Below are 17,390 nucleotides of genomic sequence, written 5' to 3'. Positions count from 1 at the left end.
CAGTCGACACCGGACGCATCAAGGCTGATGAAGAATGCGTGCAAGTCCACACAAGGAAGTGACAAATATCATGAGAACCCAAGCCGCACGCAACGAAGTTGCCCCGCTGATCTGGAACTCACGGCAGTTGGCCCGTGTCCCGAGCATCGGTCTGCACCGCCTGATCCGGCCCGGTGCCCGGGCGGTGGTGATCGCCCCGCATCCCGGTGACGAAGTGCATTGTTGCGGCGGCCTGCTGCAGCTGCTCGCGACCCTCGAACACCCGCTGCTGCTGATCTCGATTACCGATGGCAGTGCCCTCTACCCTGGCTCGACCCTGTGGCCCTCAAGCCGCCTGAGTGTGGTCTGCCCCCAGGAAAGTGCCGAAGCCTTGCGCCGCCTGGGCCTGGAACTGCACCGGCTGAAATGGATTCGCGGCGGCTTTCGCCACGGTGCACTGGAACAACAGGAACAGCCGCTCAGCCAATTCCTGCGACGCTACCTGCGCCCCGACGACGTGGTGCTGACCACCTGGCGCGAAGACGGCATTGCCGATCATGACAGCGTCGGCCGCGCCGCCGCCCAAGCCTGTAGCGCCAGCGGCGCAACGCTGCTGGAGATCCCCGTGCATGCCTGGTTCCGGCCATTGCGCGACGAAGGCCTGATCCCTTGGCACCGGGCCCGCAAGATCCGCCTCGACACCTGGGGCATCGCCCGCAAGCTGCATGCCGCGCATGCCTACCACAGCCACCTGCAAGGCGACCCGGAGCTGGGCCTGCCACCGGTCTTGGTACCGGCCCTGCTCGAACGGGCGCGGCAACCGTTCGAGATGGTGTTTATCTGAGCAGCGCGAGGCAAAGGTGGTCTTTCCGGGCCTGCTCAGACTCCGCCTGAATAGACTAAATAGCCGATTGATCAACGACTTGAAAATACTGATCAAACAGATCTATTTATTCGCTATTTTCTTGACGCAGACCTGCACCTCTCCTTAGCTACAAGTGACTACCCCCGGTTTCAAAACCCAAGGGGCAAGCCTCCGGATACCCGCCGCAGCGGGTCGCCGGAGCTTGCCTCGATGATTTCGGCCGTCCCTCGTCCGGGGGCAGGAGAGACGCCAGTGCAGGTATTTATGCGACCGCAAGGAACACCCGATGAAAACGTTCATGACCCACCCCAGCCTGAGGACCACGGCTTATACGATTTCGACTGCCCTTTTACTGTGCTGCGCCCTTGATCTCCAGGCAGCGCCTTTCGAAGAAGACTTCCACCCCTGGTACCAGGGCGACACGCTCCCGCCCTTGCCGCTGGGTCGATTGCCGATACTGAACAACAGCGGCCAGTTGCCGGGTTGGCGGTTCGCCGGCATTGTACCGGGCAGCGCTGATCCCGATCCGGCGGTTCGCTTCCATGACCGCACCCTGGGCCAGGGTGAGGTCGGCAACCTCGATCCGCTGTTTGCCGGCGCCTTTGGCAACCTGCTGGTTATTCCCGGCCTGTACAGCAACCACAGCGGTGGCCAGACCTTGACGGCCGGGGTCTTTACCGGGAGCAGCGGCGCACTGGATCGGGCCGACGCGTTTGTCACCGCGCCCCGCGACCCGCGCACCGATGGCCTGAGTCCCCAGGGGAATAATCTCGGGGCGTTCTGGAGCCTGACCGGGCAACAGGGCTGGCATGTCAACCTGACCGCCATGAACAACCAGAGCACGGTCTATACCCGCTCCGACCAGGGCACCCTGCAAGGCCTGGCGGCACGACAAACGACGTTTTCGCTGGAGGGCGGGTTCCCGATCGGGCTGGGCCAGCACTGGATCATCGAACCCCAGGCCCAGGTGGTCAACCAGCAAGGTAGCGTGGACACGCCCGGGCAGGCGAATACCTCCGCCGACCCGTCACTCTGGAGTGGCCGGATCGGCGCCCGTCTCAAAGGCAGTTATGAACTGAGCGGCCTGCCGCTGGAACCCTACCTGCGGACCAACTTCTGGCACACGTTCGGCAGCGGTAGCCCGGTGAGCCTGGAGCCGGTCGACAAGATCGCCATGAGTCGCAACAGCTCCACCGTGGAACTCGGGCTGGGGCTGGTGGCCAAGGTGTCGCCGACGGTCAGCCTGTATGTCAGCGCGGACTACAGCGGCACCTCCGACGATACCGGCCTCAACGGCATCATCGGCAACGTCGGGGTACGGATGCGTTGGTAGGTGGCGAGGCTTGCCATCAAGAAACCGAATCCGAGCGCGACCTTGTGGCGAGCGGGCTTGCCCGCGCCGGGGCGCGAAGCGCCCCTAAAACCTGTGACCGCGATGCATCAGATAGAACACGGTCACAGGTTTTGCGTCTGCTTCGCAGCCGAGCGCGGGCAAGCCCGCTCGCCACAAAAACCGCGCCCGACTCACCCCTCAGGTCGCAACATCAACACCGCCAGCGGCGGCAGGTTCAAGACCAACGACGCAGGCTGGCCATGGCTGGCGTGCTCCTCGGTGGAAACCCCGCCGCCATTGCCATAGTTGGAGCCGGCATACATCGCCGCATCGCTGTTGATCACTTCCTTCCACTGCCCGGCAAAGGGCACGCCGATCCGATAAGCCTCGCGCGGCACCGGCGTGAAGTTGGCCACCACCAGCAGCGGCCGCCCTTCCCGGCTCCAGCGCAACCAAGCGTAGACGCTGTTGGTCGCATCGTCGCCGATCAACCACTGGAAGCCCTGCGGCACATCATCCTGGTCGTAAAGCGCCGGCTCCTCGCGATACAGGCGGTTCAGGTCGCCCACCAGCTTCTGCACCCCGAGGTGCTCGGAGTATTGCAGCAGGTACCAGTCCAGTTGCTGATCGTGATTCCACTCGCGCCACTGGCCGAACTCGCAGCCCATGAACAGCAGCTTCTTGCCCGGGTGCGCCCACATGAAACTCAGGTAGGCGCGCAGGTTGGCGAACTTCTGCCAGCGATCACCGGGCATCTTGTCGATCAGCGAATGCTTGCCGTGCACCACTTCGTCATGGGAAATCGGCAGGATAAAGCGCTCGGACCAGGCATACACCAGGCCGAAACTCAGTTCGTTGTGATGATGGGCACGGTAGACCGGGTCCTGCTGGATGTAGTGCAGCGAATCGTGCATCCAGCCCATGTTCCATTTGTAGGCGAAGCCCAACCCGCCCTGCTGGGTGCCTTGGCTGACGCCCGGCCAGGCCGTGGACTCCTCGGCGATCACCAGGGCACCGGGGACCTCCAGGGCCACCACGTCGTTGAGATGACGCACGAACTCGATGGCCTCGAGGTTTTCCCGACCACCATAACGGTTCGGTACCCACTCGCCGGCCTTGCGTGAATAATCGCGGTAGAGCATCGACGCCACCGCATCCACCCGCAGGCCGTCGACATGGAAATGCTTGAGCCAGTGCAGCGCCGAGGCCAGCATGAAGCCGTGCACCTCGGTGCGCCCGAGATTGTAGATCAGGGTGTCCCAGTCCTGGTGAAAGCCTTCCAGCGGATTGCCGTACTCATACAAGGCGGTGCCGTCGAACTGCGCCAGGCCATGGGTATCGGTGGGAAAGTGCGCCGGCACCCAGTCGAGGATCACGCCGATTTCAGCCCGGTGGCAGGCATCGACAAACGCGGCGAACTGGTCCGGGCTGCCATAACGCGCACTCGGCGCAAACTGCGAGAGCGGCTGATAACCCCAGGAGCCGCCGAACGGATGTTCCATGATCGGCATCAGTTCGATATGGGTGAAGCCCAGTTGCCGGACATAGGGAATCAGCCGCTCGGCCAGCTCGCTCCAGGTGTACTGCCGGGACACCTCGCCGACTTCATCGATCTCGCACTGCCAGGAGCCGGCATGCAGTTCATAGATCGACAGCGGCGCATCGTGCCGATGCCGGGCGCCGCGCGACTCCATCCAGGCCTGGTCCTGCCAGTCGATGCGCAAGGGTGAAGCGACGCGCGAAGCGGTGTCCGGCGGCAGCTGGGTGGCCAGGGCCATGGGGTCGGACTTGAGCGGCAGGATCGCGTCCTTGCCGAGAATCTCGTACTTGTAGGCCTCCCCCGCCTGCAGGCGCGGCACAAAGATTTCCCAGACACCGCTGGGGTGGCGCAGGCGCATCGGGTGCCGGCGCCCGTCCCAGACGTTGAAGTCACCGACCACCGAGACCCGTCGGGCGTTCGGCGCCCAGACCGCGAAACGCACGCCGTCGACGCCGTCGACCCGGGTCACCTGGGCCCCCAGGCAACTGCTCAGGTCGCGATGATTGCCCTCGGCGAACAAGTAGAGATCCATCTCACCGAGCAAGGCTCCGAAACTGTACGGGTCCTCGCAGACCTGCTCTCCCGCCGCCCACTGGATACGCAACAGATACGGCTGGCGCTGCGAGAAGTGTCCGACAAACAACCCCGGTACCTCGCTGCCGTCGAGACTGCCCAGCACCTGCTCGCTGTCGCGGGTCAAGACCTGGACACTCAGGGCGCCCGGCAGGAAGGCGCGGATATACTGCCCTCCGGCATCGTCGTCATGGGGGCCGAGGATGGCAAACGGGTCCTGGTGTTCGGCCCGTACCAGGGCCTCGATATCCTTCTTCGCAGGCAATGCACGGTTCACGCTTTTACCTTGTTCCTTGCTCAAACTCATCACTGCTCTCCACCGGACAAGGTTTTCACTTCACTCAACAACCCGCTCAACCCCTGCAACGGCACGCTGAGCCAGGCCGGGCGATTTTCCGCCTCATAGACAATTTCATATGCGGCCTTCTCCAGGCTGAACAGGGTCAGGGCCGCCTCTTCGCCGGCCGGATCCTGCCACGCCTGTACAAGACTAGCCGTCGCCCGCCGATATGCCTGGATAAAGGCCTTGCGGGCGTCCTTCAGATAACGCTGGGTGACGCGTCGACTGGCCGGCCCGACAGCTCCCGACGGATCAAGGACCGTGGCACTGCTGTAGGCCATGGCCGCAGCGTAGTCGAACGAACGCAACACACCACTGACATCTTTGTAAGGGCTGTGCTTGCCGCGACGCTCCTGCAACGAACGGGCGGGCTCACCTTCGAAGTCGATCAGGTAGGCATCGCCCTTCACCACCAGCACCTGGCCCAGGTGCAGGTCGCCATGGACCCGCAGGCGCAGACCACCCACCACCTGACCGGCCAGTCTCCGGATGTAGTCAAGAATGGCTGTTTTCTGCTCCAGAAGGCGCCCCACCAGCGCCTGCTCATTCTCCGGCAGTGCCTGCTGGTGCTGCTTGAGCAATCGCAAGGCATGCTCCATCTGGCCGCCGATCGTCTTGCCCCAGTGCTGCGCATCCTTGGCCGTACTCACCTGGGCACTGAAGGCCGGATCGTCGCTGGGCGCCGCGAGCACCAGGTGCATCTCGCCCAGGCGCTGGCCGAGAAACCCAGCGAAATCCGCTAGCTCACCGAGCGCATTGAAATGCTGCTCGTGGTCCGAAACAGCGTCGGCCAATTCATCGCGGATCGCCCGCTCGAGGTTGTTCTGGGTCCAGCTCCAGGCATCGCCCTGGTTGTTGAGCAACCCCTGGGCGATCATCAGCAGGCTGTCTTCGCCCTCGGCATCGCGGCGCACCAGCGAGCCCAGCAACGGCGATATATGCTGGAAACCGGTGGCGGTGAGGTAGGCACTCATTTCCAGTTCCGGGTGCACACCGGCACTGACCTTGCGGATCAGCTTGAGCATGATCCGCTCGGCCACCACCACCGAACTGTTGGACTGCTCGGAGGACAGGTAGCGCACCGCCATCTCGGCGGACAGTTCCAGCGCCTTGAGTTCGGGCTCGGCGCGAAAGTGCAGCTCGCCACCGCCTCCGGCCAAGACCGTATCAGCGCGCATGCCGTCGATCACGGCGCGGATAAACGGCTCGAGGTTGAACGCATCGGTGATCAGGCCCACCTGCCGACCCCGGCGGACCCGGGCCATGGCCAACTGTTGCGGTAATGCGGTGCTGGCCTGTTCCTCAGCCAGAAACCCGAACGGTAACTGGTAACGGCTGCTCTGGCCGCCGGCCGTGACTTCGACTTCACCCAGCAGCACCGGGTGCTGCGGGTCACCGAAGCGTACGCCATAGACCAGGCGCACCTGTTCGAGCGCCGTATCCTTGCCGGCGAACCAGCGCCGCTTGGGCAACCACTCCGGCAGGATGGTCTGCTCCAGGGCGATGCGCGAAGGGCTTTCAAGCAGCTCTTCCATGCGTTTCTTCAGCACCAGGGTGGTGAAGTCCGGCAGGCTCTGCACCGGCTCCACATGCCAGCTGGGCATCTGCGTTTCCGTGGCGAGCAGGAACCAGTAGAAACCGTAAGGCGCCAGGGTCAGCAGGAAGTTGAGCTGGCCGATGGGCGGGAACGCGTTGCCGCCGAGCATCTCCACCGGCACTCTGCCTGCGAACGCCGACAGCTCAAGCTCCGCCGCCTGGGCGGTGCGGGACACGTTGGCGACACACAGGATGATCTCGTTCTTGCCATCGGGCCCGGTGTATTCGCGGGTATAGGCAAGGATCCGGCGGTTGTTCGGTGAAAGCATTTTCAGGCTGCCGCGGCCGAAGGCCTTCTGTTGCCTGCGCACCGCCAGCAGGCGGCGGGTCCAGTTCAGCAGCGAATGGGGGTCGCCGGCCTGGGTCTCGACGTTGACCGTCTGATAGCCGTAGAGCGGATCCATGATCGGCGGCAATACCAGACTGGCCGGGTCGGCGCGGGAGAAGCCACCGTTGCGGTCGATGGACCATTGCATCGGCGTGCGCACACCATCGCGGTCGCCCAGGTAGATATTGTCGCCCATGCCGATTTCATCGCCGTAGTACAGGGTCGGCGTGCCCGGCATCGACAGCAGCAGGCTGTTGAGCAGCTCGATGCGGCGGCGGTCGCGCTCCATCAGCGGCGCCAGGCGGCGGCGGATACCGAGGTTGATCCGCGCCCGACGGTCGGCGGCGTAGTAGTTCCAGAGGTAGTCGCGCTCACGGTCGGTGACCATTTCCAGGGTCAGTTCATCGTGGTTGCGCAGAAAGATCGCCCATTGGCAATTGGCCGGGATTTCCGGGGTCTGGCGCAGGATATCGGTGATCGGGAAGCGATCCTCCTGGGCCAGCGCCATGTACATGCGCGGCATCAGCGGGAAGTGGAAGGCCATATGGCATTCGTCGCCGTCGTCGCCTCTTTTGTCGCCAAAGTACAGCTGGGTGTCTTCCGGCCACTGGTTGGCTTCGGCCAGCAGCATGCGGTCGGGGTAGTGCGCATCGATTTCGGCGCGGATGCGCTTGAGCACCTGGTGGGTCTCGGGCAGGTTCTCGTTGTTGGTACCGTCACGCTCGATCAGGTAGGGAATGGCATCCAGGCGCAGGCCGTCGATACCCAGGTCGAGCCAGTAGCGCATCACCGCCAGCACCGCCTTGAGCACCGGCGGGTGGTCGAAATTCAGGTCCGGCTGGTGGGCGTAGAAACGGTGCCAGAAGTACTGGCCGGCCACCGGATCCCAGGTCCAGTTGGACTTCTCGGTGTCGAGAAAGATGATCCGGGTGTCGGTGTATTTGTCGTCGGTATAGGACCAGACGTAGAAGTCACGGGCGCTGGAGCCGGGCTTGGCCAGGCGCGCGCGCTGGAACCAGGGGTGCTGGTCGGAGGTGTGGTTGATCACCAGCTCGGCGATGACCCGCAGGCCCCGCTTGTGGGCTTCGGCGATAAAGCGCTTGGCATCGGCCAGCGTCCCGTAGTCGCTGTGGACGCCACGGTATTCGGCGATATCGTAGCCATCGTCGCGGCGTGGCGAGGGATAGAACGGCAGCAGCCAGATGGTGTTCACGCCGAGGTCGGCGATGTAGTCGAGCTTGGCGATCAAGCCGGGAAAGTCACCGATGCCATCGTTGTTCGAGTCGAAGAAGGATTTGACGTGAACCTGGTAGATCACAGCGTCCTTGTACCAGAGCGGGTCGTCGATAAAGCTGGCTGGGCGGTTTTTCTTCGCCATGGGTAACTCCTTGGAATTCTTACTCGGTCCGACTGGCACCACACCTTGTGGCTAGAGGATTTGTCCTGATGCTGTTCAATTAAGCGCAATCTCGAGTCTGGCTGAGATTTGTGGCGAGGGGGCTTGCCCCCGTTCGGCTGCGAAGCGGCCGTAAAATCCGCGAATGCATTTTTCCTGACACCCCGAGCAATCTGACTTTGGGGCTGCTTCGCAGCCCAGCGCGGGCAAGCCCGCTCGCCACAAAGGTGCCCATCATCGGATTTTGCTGATCCGCCAGATGCCGAACGGCTGGTGCCAGGGCTCGATGCGCATCCACTGGGTCTTGCCGTGCCAGGTCCAGGTGTGGCCGTTCATCAAGTCTTCGCCACGGGTGGCGGCGTCATCAGCCAGGCCGAACTCCCACAAGGGCAACTCGAAATGCGCTTCCTGGGCGTTATGCGGATCGAGGCTGACCGCCACCAGGATGAAACTCTCCAGGTCCGCGGTGCGCTTGCCGAAATACAGGATGTTGTCGTTCCAGGCGTTGTAGACCTGCAACCCCAGGTGCGTCTGCAAGGCCGGATGCTGGCGACGGATACGATTGAGCTGGGCGATCTCGGCGATGATGTTGCCCGGCGCGTTGAAGTCCCGCGGACGGATCTCGTATTTCTCCGAGTCCAGGTATTCCTCCTTGCCCGGCAAGGCCGCCGACTCGCACAGTTCGAAGCCCGAGTACATGCCCCAAAGCCCTGAGCCCATGGTCGCCAGCGCCGCGCGAATGAGGAACCCGGCGCGTCCCGAATGATGGAGGAAAGCCGGGTTGATATCCGGCGTATTGACGAAAAAATTCGGCCGGAAGCACTCGCGCCAGGGCGACTCGTTAAGCTCGGTGAAATAGGCGGACAGTTCAGCCTTGGTGTTGCGCCAGGTGAAGTAGGTGTAGCTCTGGGAATAACCGAGCTTGCCCAGCCGCGCCATCATCGCCGGCGTGGTGAAGGCCTCGGCGAGAAAGATCACCTCGGGATGGACACCGCGCACATCGGCAATCAACCATTGCCAGAACGGCAGCGGCTTGGTGTGGGGGTTGTCGACGCGAAACAGCGTTACCCCCTCGGCAACCCAGCCCAACACGATATCCCGCAGCTCGACCCAGAGGCTGGGAATCGCCTCGGCGGCATAGAAGTCGACGTTGACGATGTCCTGGTATTTTTTCGGCGGATTCTCCGCGTACTTGATGCTGCCGTCCGGCCGCCAGTTGAACCAGCCGGGATGTTGCTGCAACCACGGATGGTCCTGGGAACACTGGATGGCGAAATCCAGGGCGATTTCCAGGCCATGCTCGGCCGCGGCACTGACCAGCCGGCGAAAATCCTCGCGACTGCCCAATTGCGCATGAATCGCCTCATGCCCGCCCTCCTCGCTGCCGATCGCATACGGACTACCCGGATCGTCGGGCCCGGCAACCAGGGCATTGTTCGGGCCTTTGCGGTAGCTGCGACCGATGGGATGGATCGGCGGGAAATACAGCACGTCGAAGCCCATGTCGCGAATCATCGGCAGGCGGCCGTGCACATCATTGAAGGTGCCGTGACGGGACGCCCGCTCAGTGATCGAACGGGGAAACAGTTCGTACCAGCTGGCGAACTGCGCCAGGCTGCGTTCCACGTCCAGGGGAAAATCGTAACTGCGACTCAGGTAGGCATGGTGGTCGGCCTTGCGCATCAATACCGCCGTGGCGGGCTTGAGCAAGCGCTCGACCTGGCCGTCGTTCGACAGGTGCAGCAATTCCTCGTACAAGGCCGTCAAGCTCATCGCCACCTCGTCATGGCTGCGCTCGATGGCATGCAGCACTTGCGTGCGCCCCTCCTGCAATTCCAGATCGATGGGCAGGCCGGCCACGAACTTCTTCTCCAGTTCGTAGCAGAAGCTGGCGAACTGATCGATCCAGGCCTCGATCCGATAGGCGTAGCGCCCCTGTTCACCGACTCGCAGGCGGCCCTGCCAGGCATTGTTGCCTTTATCGGCCATGGCCGTGTGTTGCCACTCGGCGTCGGCAAGGTTTCGCCAAGCCAGCAGCACCGCCAGCTTGTCGTGGCCGTCGGCGAACACCTTGGCGCTCACCAGCAGCTCCTGCCCCGCCACCGCCTTGACCGCGAACTGCCCACCATCGACGGTAGGCGCCACGCTTTCAATGGCGATGCGCGGCAGCAGCAAGGCCTGGGACAGGGGCAGGACTTCGGTGCCCTCTTCGTCCAACGGTTTATCAGCTGACATCGAGCCTCACTCCTTACGCCCCATGGACGCTCCACTCTGCGTAATCTGCATGACCACCGGCTTCATCCTGGAAAAGGTTGCTTCAGTTCGGAGCCCGCCGCAGGAACAAAAGTTCAGATCGATTGGCCGCAAACGCCACTCGTCATCAAGCGGGAGTCAAGCGCACCGCCCCAGGGTCAACCGCTGTACCGGGTGTCTTGAGCCATAACCGGCCCCCCCATCTGAAGCACGCATAAAGGAGGCCAGCTTCATGAATATTCCGATTCCGGCAGAAACGCCTGATCCCAATATCGACCAACCGACCCTGCCACCGACCGAGCCGCAACCAGTACCCGAGCAAGAACCGCCAGGCAGCACACCACCGCCCAAGGTCGATCCGCCGACCACCATGCCACCAGTGATCGCCTGACGCGGCGCGCCTGAAGCATAGACGGGAATAGCGCCTCAGCCGCGCGATCCCCGGAACACAAGGAGAGCACCATGCCCGTGCATATCGAACCTTCGAACCAAAGCTTTGCCCTGGAGCAAGGCGATATCGGTCTGCATGGCCCAGCCAGTGCCGTGCGTATCAGTACCGACGACGGCAAAAGCATGTCCCGCGCCGAACTGGACGGCCAGTTCATCGGATTACCGACGCGCTGACCGTCGCCGGCAGCGTTGACGGTCGCCATCACATTAAGGCGAGTGACAGTGATTCGGTGATTTGATTGACCTGTGTCAGCAGCGCCGCCGGGACTTTCCGTCCGGCGCCACAAGGCACGACGGCAGTGAGCGGCACAGGGTAGGACAACCTGTCGCAGGCTGCCGCGCGCCCTCATCTGATCCGCTTTTTATTGAAATACCTGAGTCTGTTATGCAAACAGTTCGCCCGGCATAGTGCCCAGGCCTGATGGAGGCTGACGAGCGACAGACCATGAGCGAGAGAATCCCCGTCCAGAGTATTGAAACCTTCGAGCCCTTGCGTCCAAGGGTGAAGGCCAAATCTACCGACCAATTGATCCACACCCGCAGCTTCAGCGGACTGTTTCGTAACCTGCGCCTGGGTGGTGCGGGCTTTCTGTTCCTGCTGTTCTTCGGCACGGCGTGGCTGAACTGGGGCGGCCGCCAGGCGGTGCTCTGGGATCTGGCCGAAAGCCGCTTCCATATCTTTGGCGCAACCTTCTGGCCCCAGGACTTTATCCTGCTCTCGGCGCTGCTGATCATCTGTGCCTTCGGCCTGTTCGCCATCACCGTGTTCGCCGGGCGGGTCTGGTGCGGTTATACCTGCCCGCAAAGCTCGTGGACCTGGCTGTTCATGTGGTGCGAGAAAGTCACCGAGGGCGAGCGCAACCAACGCATCAAACTGCAAGCGGCGCCCTGGGGCCCGAACAAGTTGGCCCGGCGCGCCGCCAAGCATACATTGTGGCTGGGGATCAGCCTGCTGACCGGCTTGACCTTCGTCGGCTACTTCACGCCGATCCGCCCCCTGGCCCAGGAACTGATGACCCTGCAGATCGGCGGTGTCAGCCTGTTCTGGGTAGTGTTTTTCACCGCTGCCACCTATATCAACGCCGGCTGGCTGCGCGAAGCGGTGTGCATGCATATGTGCCCCTACGCGCGGTTCCAGAGCGTGATGTTCGACAAGGACACCCTGACCATTTCCTACGACCCCGCCCGCGGCGAAAACCGCGGTCCGCGCAAACGCGATGTGGCGCCGGCCAGCATCGGCCTGGGGGATTGCATCGACTGCCAGATGTGCGTGCAGGTCTGCCCCACCGGGATCGATATCCGCGACGGCCTGCAGATGGAGTGCATCGGCTGCGCGGCCTGCATCGATGCCTGCGATTCGATCATGGACAAGATGGGCTATGCCCGTGGCCTGGTGAGCTATACCTCCGAGCATCAGTTGCAAGGCGGCAAGACCCATCTGCTGCGCCCGCGCCTGATCGGCTACAGCGGCGTGCTGCTGGTGATGATCGGTGCCCTGGCCATGGCCCTGGTGGAGCGGCCCATGGTCTCGCTGGACGTGAGCAAGGACCGTGGGCTGTTCCGGGAAAACAGCCAGGGCCAGATCGAGAATATCTACAGCCTCAAGGTCATCAACAAGACCCAGCAGCCCCAGCGTTATCGCCTGGAGCTGGTAGACAGCGACGGTTTCCAGTTGCGGGGCAAGACCGAATTGAGCCTGGCGGCGGGTGAAATCGCCGACCTGCCGGTGTCGGTGGCGATGCTTGGCGAGACGCCGAAAAGCAGCTCGCAGGAGCTGAGTTTCAAGGTAGTCGAGCGTGACGAGCCCGCTGTCTACAGCGTGGCGAAGAGCCGCTTTGTCGCCCCGCTGAACCGTTGATGCCTTAGAATCGCGAACGCCGATGCCAGTTGCAGTTCAGTTTCAGTTTCAGTTTCAGTTTCAGTTTCAGTTGAACACAGTCCTGTGGCGAGCGGGCTTGCCCGCGCTCGGCTGCGAAGCAGCCGTAAAACCAGAAAACTCGTTCTGCCTGATACACCACAATCGCTGGCTTTAGGGCCGCTACGCGCCCCAGCGCGGCGGTGCGGCGTTCCGACAAGCCCGCTCGCCACAACGGTGTAAAGACAATTCGCTGTTGCGTGCCTTTATGAATGAGTCAAGCCTCCATGAAACGCTACGAAAAATTCGCCGACGACATCGCCGAACTGATCCGCACCGGCGTCCTCGGCCCCGGCCAGCGGGTACCGTCGGTGCGCTACGCCAGCCAGACCTACGGGGTCAGCCCGTCCACCGTGTTCCAGGCCTACTACCTGCTGGAGCGCCGCGGCCTGATCCGCGCCCGGCCGCGTTCCGGCTACTTCGTCAACGCCCATACCCCCAGCCCGTTCTCGGAGCCGGCGATCAGCAGCCAGGTCAACGAGTCCACCGAGGTCGATGTCAGCGAACTGGTGTTCTCGGTGCTGGACTCCATCAAGGACCCCGCCACCGTGCCGTTCGGCTCGGCCTTCCCGAGCCCGACGCTGTTTCCCCTGCAACGCCTGTCCCGTTCCCTGGCCAGTGCCAGCCGCGAGATGGACCCGCGCATGGTGGTCACCGACCTGTCACCGGGCAACCCGCAACTGCGTCGACAAATCGCCCTGCGTTATATGGTCGGTGGGCTGATGCTGCCCATGGAAGAACTGCTGATCACCAATGGCGCGCTGGAAGCGCTGAACCTGTGCCTGCAGGCCGTCACCGAGCCCGGCGACCTGGTGGCCATTGAGGCCCCGGCCTTCTATGCCTGCCTGCAAGTGCTGGAACGCCTCAAGCTCAAGGCGGTGGAAATCCCGGTGCATCCGCGCGACGGCATCGACCTCGGGGTGCTGGCCCAGACCCTGGAACGCCATCCGATCAAGGCCTGCTGGTGCATGACCAGCTTCCAGAATCCTCTCGGCGCGACCCTGCCCGAGGCGAAGAAGCAAGCGCTTGTGGAGTTGCTGCGCCAATATCAGGTACCGCTGATCGAAGACGATGTCTACGCCGAGCTGTATTACGGCCAACAGGCACCGAAACCGGCCAAGGCCTTCGACACCGAAGGCCTGGTGATGCACTGCGGCTCCTTCTCCAAGAGCCTGGCGCCGGGTTATCGCATCGGCTGGGTGGCGGCGGGACGTTACGCGCAGAAGGTCGAGCGGCTCAAGCTGATGACCTCGCTGTGCGCCTCGATGCCGGCCCAGGCGGCCCTGGCCGACTATCTGCAAAACGGCGGCTACGACCGGCACCTGCGCAAACTGCGTTACGCCCTGGAGGAACAGCAGAGCGCCATGCTGGCGGCGATTGCCCGCTACTTCCCGGCGCAGACCCGGGTCAGCCAGCCGGGCGGCGGTTACTTCCTGTGGCTGGAACTGCCGGAACAGCTGGACTCGCTGAAACTGTTCCAGATCGCCCTGGCCCAGGGCATCAGCATCGCCCCGGGGCCGATCTTTTCGCCGACCCAACGCTTTGGCAACTGCATCCGTTTGAACTACGGCAGCCCGTGGAGCGAAATATCGGAGCAGGCGATGGAGACCCTGGGACGGATTGTGCGTTCGTTGCTGGATCAGTGAGCAGACAATCTCAAGAACACCACATCCTCCTGTAGGAGCTGGCTGGCCAGCTCCTACAGGGGTACGGTCAAGTATCAGCCGTGGCCGTATCCAGGGGCCAATGCATCAGATACGCCGCGCCGGTCACGCGAATCATTGGATGCGGCACGATCTGGCATTCGCCGACAATCGTGAAGCCATGACGCAGGTAGAAACGGCAGGCGCCGCTGTTCATCGCATAGTCGATCAGGCTCAGGCCCTTGAGCCCGAGCGCCTGGCAGCGCTGGCGGGCATATTCCAGGAAGCGCGCGCCCAAGCCCTGGTTACGCCAGGGCTCATGCAGCGCCAGGCTGGAAATGTACAGCGTGTCGGGAATCTCCAGCTCGGCATAGGGTGCCAGCACCGGATCAGTGCTCGGCGCTGCCTGCGGGTCTTCAAACATCGGATAACTATGCAGCATGCCGACGACCCGGCCTTCAGCCTCGGCCATCCAGCAGTTCTCATAGGAAAAGTCCACGCCCTCACGTGCATAGCGCCGCTCCCCCACATCCAGCAAGGATTCGGCGCCTTCAGCCAACTGGCTCCAGATATAGTCGGACGCCCCTTCCGAGGAAATCTGGAACAGGCGGGCAATCTCACGGGCGTCCGCGCGTAGCGCCGGACGAAAGATAACGGTCATTCGGGGGTCCCTGTAACGGTCGGTCGGCGGCCAGGCAAAACCCTGGCGCCGGCGTTACAGTGTGAGACGTCCGCTTGCCGGGCCGATGCGCCCGAACGACATGAGCGGCGCAAAAACCGACTTAGCGTCCTCCCGCCAGATCGATAAAGGTCCCGGTGGCATAGGAAGCCTTGTCCGAGAGCAGCCAGACAATCGCCTCGGCCACTTCCTCGGCGCGACCGCCACGGCCCATGGGGATGGCCGACTCCAGCTTGCTGACCCGATCGGCATCGCCGCTCAGGGCATGGAACTCGGTGTAGATATAACCCGGACGCACGGCATTGACCCGAATGCCCTCGCCCGCCAGTTCCTTGGACAAACCGAGGGTGAAGGTGTCCAGCGCGCCCTTGGAGGCGGCGTAATCCACGTATTCGTTGGGCGAGCCGAGACGCGCCGCCGCCGAAGACACGTTGACGATATTTCCGCCCTGGCCACCATGGCGTGGCGACATCCGCAGCACCGCGTGCTTGGCGCACAGGATCGGCCCCAGGATGTTGGTCTTCAGGGTTTGCAGGATACGGAACTCGGACATTTCATCGACCCGGGACTTGTGCCCGACGGTCCCGGCATTGTTGACCAGGGCAGTGACCGGCCCCAGCTCGGCGTCCACCCGGTTGAACAGGTGGATCACCTCATCCTCGATACTGACATCGGCGCGCACGGCCATGGCCACGGCGCCCAGCCCGCGGACCTGCTCCAGCACCCGCAGGGCCGCGGCTTCGCCGGTCAGGTAGTTGATACAGATGCGATAGCCCTGTTGCGCGGCGAGCAACGCGGTGGCGGCACCGATACCACGACTGCCGCCGGTGATGACGATAACTTTGTCCATGAGCCCGTTCCCTCAATCAACCTGTAGCCTTGCGGCAAAAGCATACCTGTCGACGACCGCTCTTGTGTAGTCGCCAAAGGTCGCACGGATTTGCCTAAGCACTCACATAGACCCAGGCATCCAGGCCCGAGGCCAGTCGGACCGAGACGCGTTTGTAGTCAGAAACTTCTAAGCATCGGCGGCCGCCAGCTCCGCGGTACTGATCCGGAACAGCCTGCCGCTGACGCTGTCCTCCGGGTTGCTGCTGGGACGCACGATGGGATGGAGGGTCTTGCCGCTGGTGGCGAGGACCTGGGCATCGCTGATTTCGACCCAGGATTGCTCGTAGCCGAGCATGCGGTCGGCGTTGCCGGCCAGTTCGCGGCCGAAATTGGACAGTTGCACGGCCTTGTCCTGCAGAGTGCCGTAGGAAAACAGCAGTACCGGTGTTTCGATGAGATCGTTCATGCAGGCATGATCAGGCGGTGATACCGCAGCTTCAACTGGAACTGTGCATTGAGCCGAGCCAGATACCCCTCGGTGGTGGCATCCAATGCCGGCTCGGCAACAATGATCAACTCATCCGGTTCGCAACCGTGCTTGGCGTCCACATAGGCATATTCGAGCAACTGCCCAAGCGCCTCGCGCACCGCCCCCAATGCGGTATGGCTCACCTTGATCTCATAGATCAGGCAGCCTGCCCCCGGCCGCTTGACCAACATGTCGGCGTATCCCCCCGACCCTGTAGCGCGCTCACACCAAACCTGCTCCTTGGGGTATTGCTGGCACAGCTGTTTGTACAGTGCCTCTTGTAGATCATTGTGCCGCAGACGTATTTTGCGGACGCTGGCCGGTAATTCTGCGTATGCACTTGAAGGCCTCGGTTGGTAATCTGGCGCGGCCCCCTCAGGCTCCCCCGTCCGTCTGTATCCTTTTATCTGATCAAGCACAAACCAGGGAAACATGTTGCGTTGCAAGTCATCGTTGAAACGCCACAGGCGGTCCAGATGCCTGCTCAAGCGTCGCGCTTTGAACGCCCAATTCTCACTGTCCAGCGTTGCCAATCCGGTGTGGACACGAAACCATTCCAACGCATTGTCCAGAACTGTCGCATCTACAGTTGTCGGATAAAACCGAGGATGCAGCGTGGCAAATGCACGGGCGATCAACAAGCGTGGAATGGCCTTGAGTTCACCCGCTTGTCTCCACTCAATAAAGCGTTCGACGATGGCGTCAAAACATTCCGGGCTTGCGTCTTCGGCTATCGCCTCAATCACCGCAAGCAGCTTGTCCTTCAGCGCATCAATAAGCACGAATGAAGGCATTCCTGACCCGGCGTTACTGACATTGTTGTCCTTGGTCTTCCAGACAAGATCAAAAATATCTTCTGCCTGCCCACGAGCGACAGCCTCGCGAACCAGATCTACCGTCTGCTGGTAACCCGGTTTCCATGACAGGTAAAAATCCAGGTCCGGCGCATTGAACCCCTCGAACATCCGTTGCGCTACATCATCCGCCACTGGCGGCGCTCCCCCCTCGATACTCACTGAGGGGACCTCGACATTACCCGATCGCCGGGCATTGCCTGCCAACACCAAAGCATCCTTTGAGGTTTTCAAGCGTGCAAAGCGCTCATCCATTGACAGACCTTCCCTAAGGAGCAACTGAAGC

The 17,390-nt window shown here is 62.5% G+C and carries 12 protein-coding genes and 1 pseudogene; 6 read left to right on the top strand and 7 right to left on the bottom strand.

Going from position 1 to position 17,390, the window contains the following annotated elements:
- The first annotated feature begins 70 nt into the window (after nt 1–70).
- Nucleotides 71–823 carry a PIG-L deacetylase family protein gene (locus M5B96_RS16625; protein ID WP_248797824.1) on the top strand — a complete coding sequence of 251 codons (753 nt, stop codon included), beginning with the start codon at nt 71–73 and terminating at the stop codon, nt 821–823.
- A gap of 307 nt (nt 824–1,130) precedes the next feature.
- Nucleotides 1,131–2,177, top strand: a complete 1,047-nt coding sequence (locus M5B96_RS16620; RefSeq protein WP_248797823.1) for an autotransporter outer membrane beta-barrel domain-containing protein — start codon at nt 1,131–1,133, stop codon at nt 2,175–2,177.
- A 191-nt stretch (nt 2,178–2,368) separates the two neighbouring features.
- On the opposite strand, the gene glgB is transcribed toward M5B96_RS16620, so the two are convergent.
- The 3 genes from glgB to M5B96_RS16605 form a co-directional block, all read right to left on the bottom strand.
- Nucleotides 2,369–4,597 (bottom strand): 1,4-alpha-glucan branching protein GlgB, encoded by a 2,229-nt coding sequence (gene glgB, locus M5B96_RS16615; protein WP_248797822.1) that lies wholly within the window; start codon nt 4,595–4,597, stop codon nt 2,369–2,371.
- Entirely contained in the window at nt 4,597–7,932 is a 3,336-nt protein-coding gene (gene treS / locus M5B96_RS16610; RefSeq protein ID WP_248797821.1) for a maltose alpha-D-glucosyltransferase, read from the bottom strand. The genes glgB and treS overlap by 1 nt, the downstream gene beginning before the upstream one ends.
- 252 nt (nt 7,933–8,184) lie before the next feature.
- The gene (locus M5B96_RS16605; protein WP_248797820.1) at nt 8,185–10,185 is read right to left on the bottom strand and encodes an alpha-1,4-glucan--maltose-1-phosphate maltosyltransferase; all 2,001 of its coding nucleotides are present in this window, start codon (nt 10,183–10,185) and stop codon (nt 8,185–8,187) included.
- Nucleotides 10,186–10,435: 250 nt separating this feature from the next.
- Here M5B96_RS16605 and M5B96_RS16600 point away from each other — a divergent pair, with 250 nt between their 5' ends.
- The 4 genes from M5B96_RS16600 (at nt 10,436) to mapR (ending at nt 14,214) form a co-directional block, all read left to right on the top strand.
- Nucleotides 10,436–10,594 carry a hypothetical protein gene (locus tag M5B96_RS16600; RefSeq protein ID WP_248797819.1) on the top strand — a complete coding sequence of 53 codons (159 nt, stop codon included), beginning with the start codon at nt 10,436–10,438 and terminating at the stop codon, nt 10,592–10,594.
- Between the two features lie 71 nt (nt 10,595–10,665).
- Complete coding sequence (locus M5B96_RS16595) at nt 10,666–10,827, top strand: hypothetical protein (RefSeq protein ID WP_412548613.1); 162 nt, start codon at nt 10,666–10,668, stop codon at nt 10,825–10,827.
- 271 nt (nt 10,828–11,098) lie between these two features.
- The gene (gene ccoG, locus M5B96_RS16590; protein ID WP_248797818.1) at nt 11,099–12,511 is read left to right on the top strand and encodes a cytochrome c oxidase accessory protein CcoG; all 1,413 of its coding nucleotides are present in this window, start codon (nt 11,099–11,101) and stop codon (nt 12,509–12,511) included.
- Nucleotides 12,512–12,795: 284 nt separating this feature from the next.
- On the top strand, nt 12,796–14,214 hold the full coding sequence (mapR, locus tag M5B96_RS16585) for a GntR family transcriptional regulator MpaR (RefSeq protein WP_248797817.1): 1,419 nt from the start codon (nt 12,796–12,798) through the stop codon (nt 14,212–14,214).
- Between the two features lie 67 nt (nt 14,215–14,281).
- Here mapR and M5B96_RS16580 read toward each other — a convergent pair whose 3' ends face one another.
- From M5B96_RS16580 to M5B96_RS16565, 4 genes and pseudogenes are all read right to left on the bottom strand, one after another.
- Nucleotides 14,282–14,872: a GNAT family N-acetyltransferase gene (locus tag M5B96_RS16580; protein ID WP_248797816.1), complete on the bottom strand. Its 591-nt coding sequence runs from the start codon at nt 14,870–14,872 to the stop codon at nt 14,282–14,284.
- Nucleotides 14,873–14,993: 121 nt separating this feature from the next.
- A complete protein-coding gene (locus M5B96_RS16575) occupies nt 14,994–15,740 on the bottom strand; it encodes an SDR family oxidoreductase (RefSeq protein WP_248797815.1) in 747 nt (248 codons plus the stop codon).
- Nucleotides 15,741–15,834: 94 nt separating this feature from the next.
- Nucleotides 15,835–16,187: pseudogene (locus M5B96_RS16570) on the bottom strand (gamma-glutamylcyclotransferase family protein).
- Nucleotides 16,184–17,359: a hypothetical protein gene (locus M5B96_RS16565; protein WP_248797814.1), complete on the bottom strand. Its 1,176-nt coding sequence runs from the start codon at nt 17,357–17,359 to the stop codon at nt 16,184–16,186. Before M5B96_RS16565 ends, M5B96_RS16570 begins: the two are co-directional and overlap by 4 nt.
- Nucleotides 17,360–17,390: the final 31 nt, after the last annotated feature.

The organism is Pseudomonas sp. MWU13-2105, assembly GCF_023242315.1.
In the GTDB taxonomy this organism is placed as follows: Bacteria; Pseudomonadota; Gammaproteobacteria; order Pseudomonadales; family Pseudomonadaceae; genus Aquipseudomonas.
The sequence above is the reverse complement of the archived record's forward strand: the minus strand, read 5'-3'. Positions and strand labels throughout refer to the sequence as shown.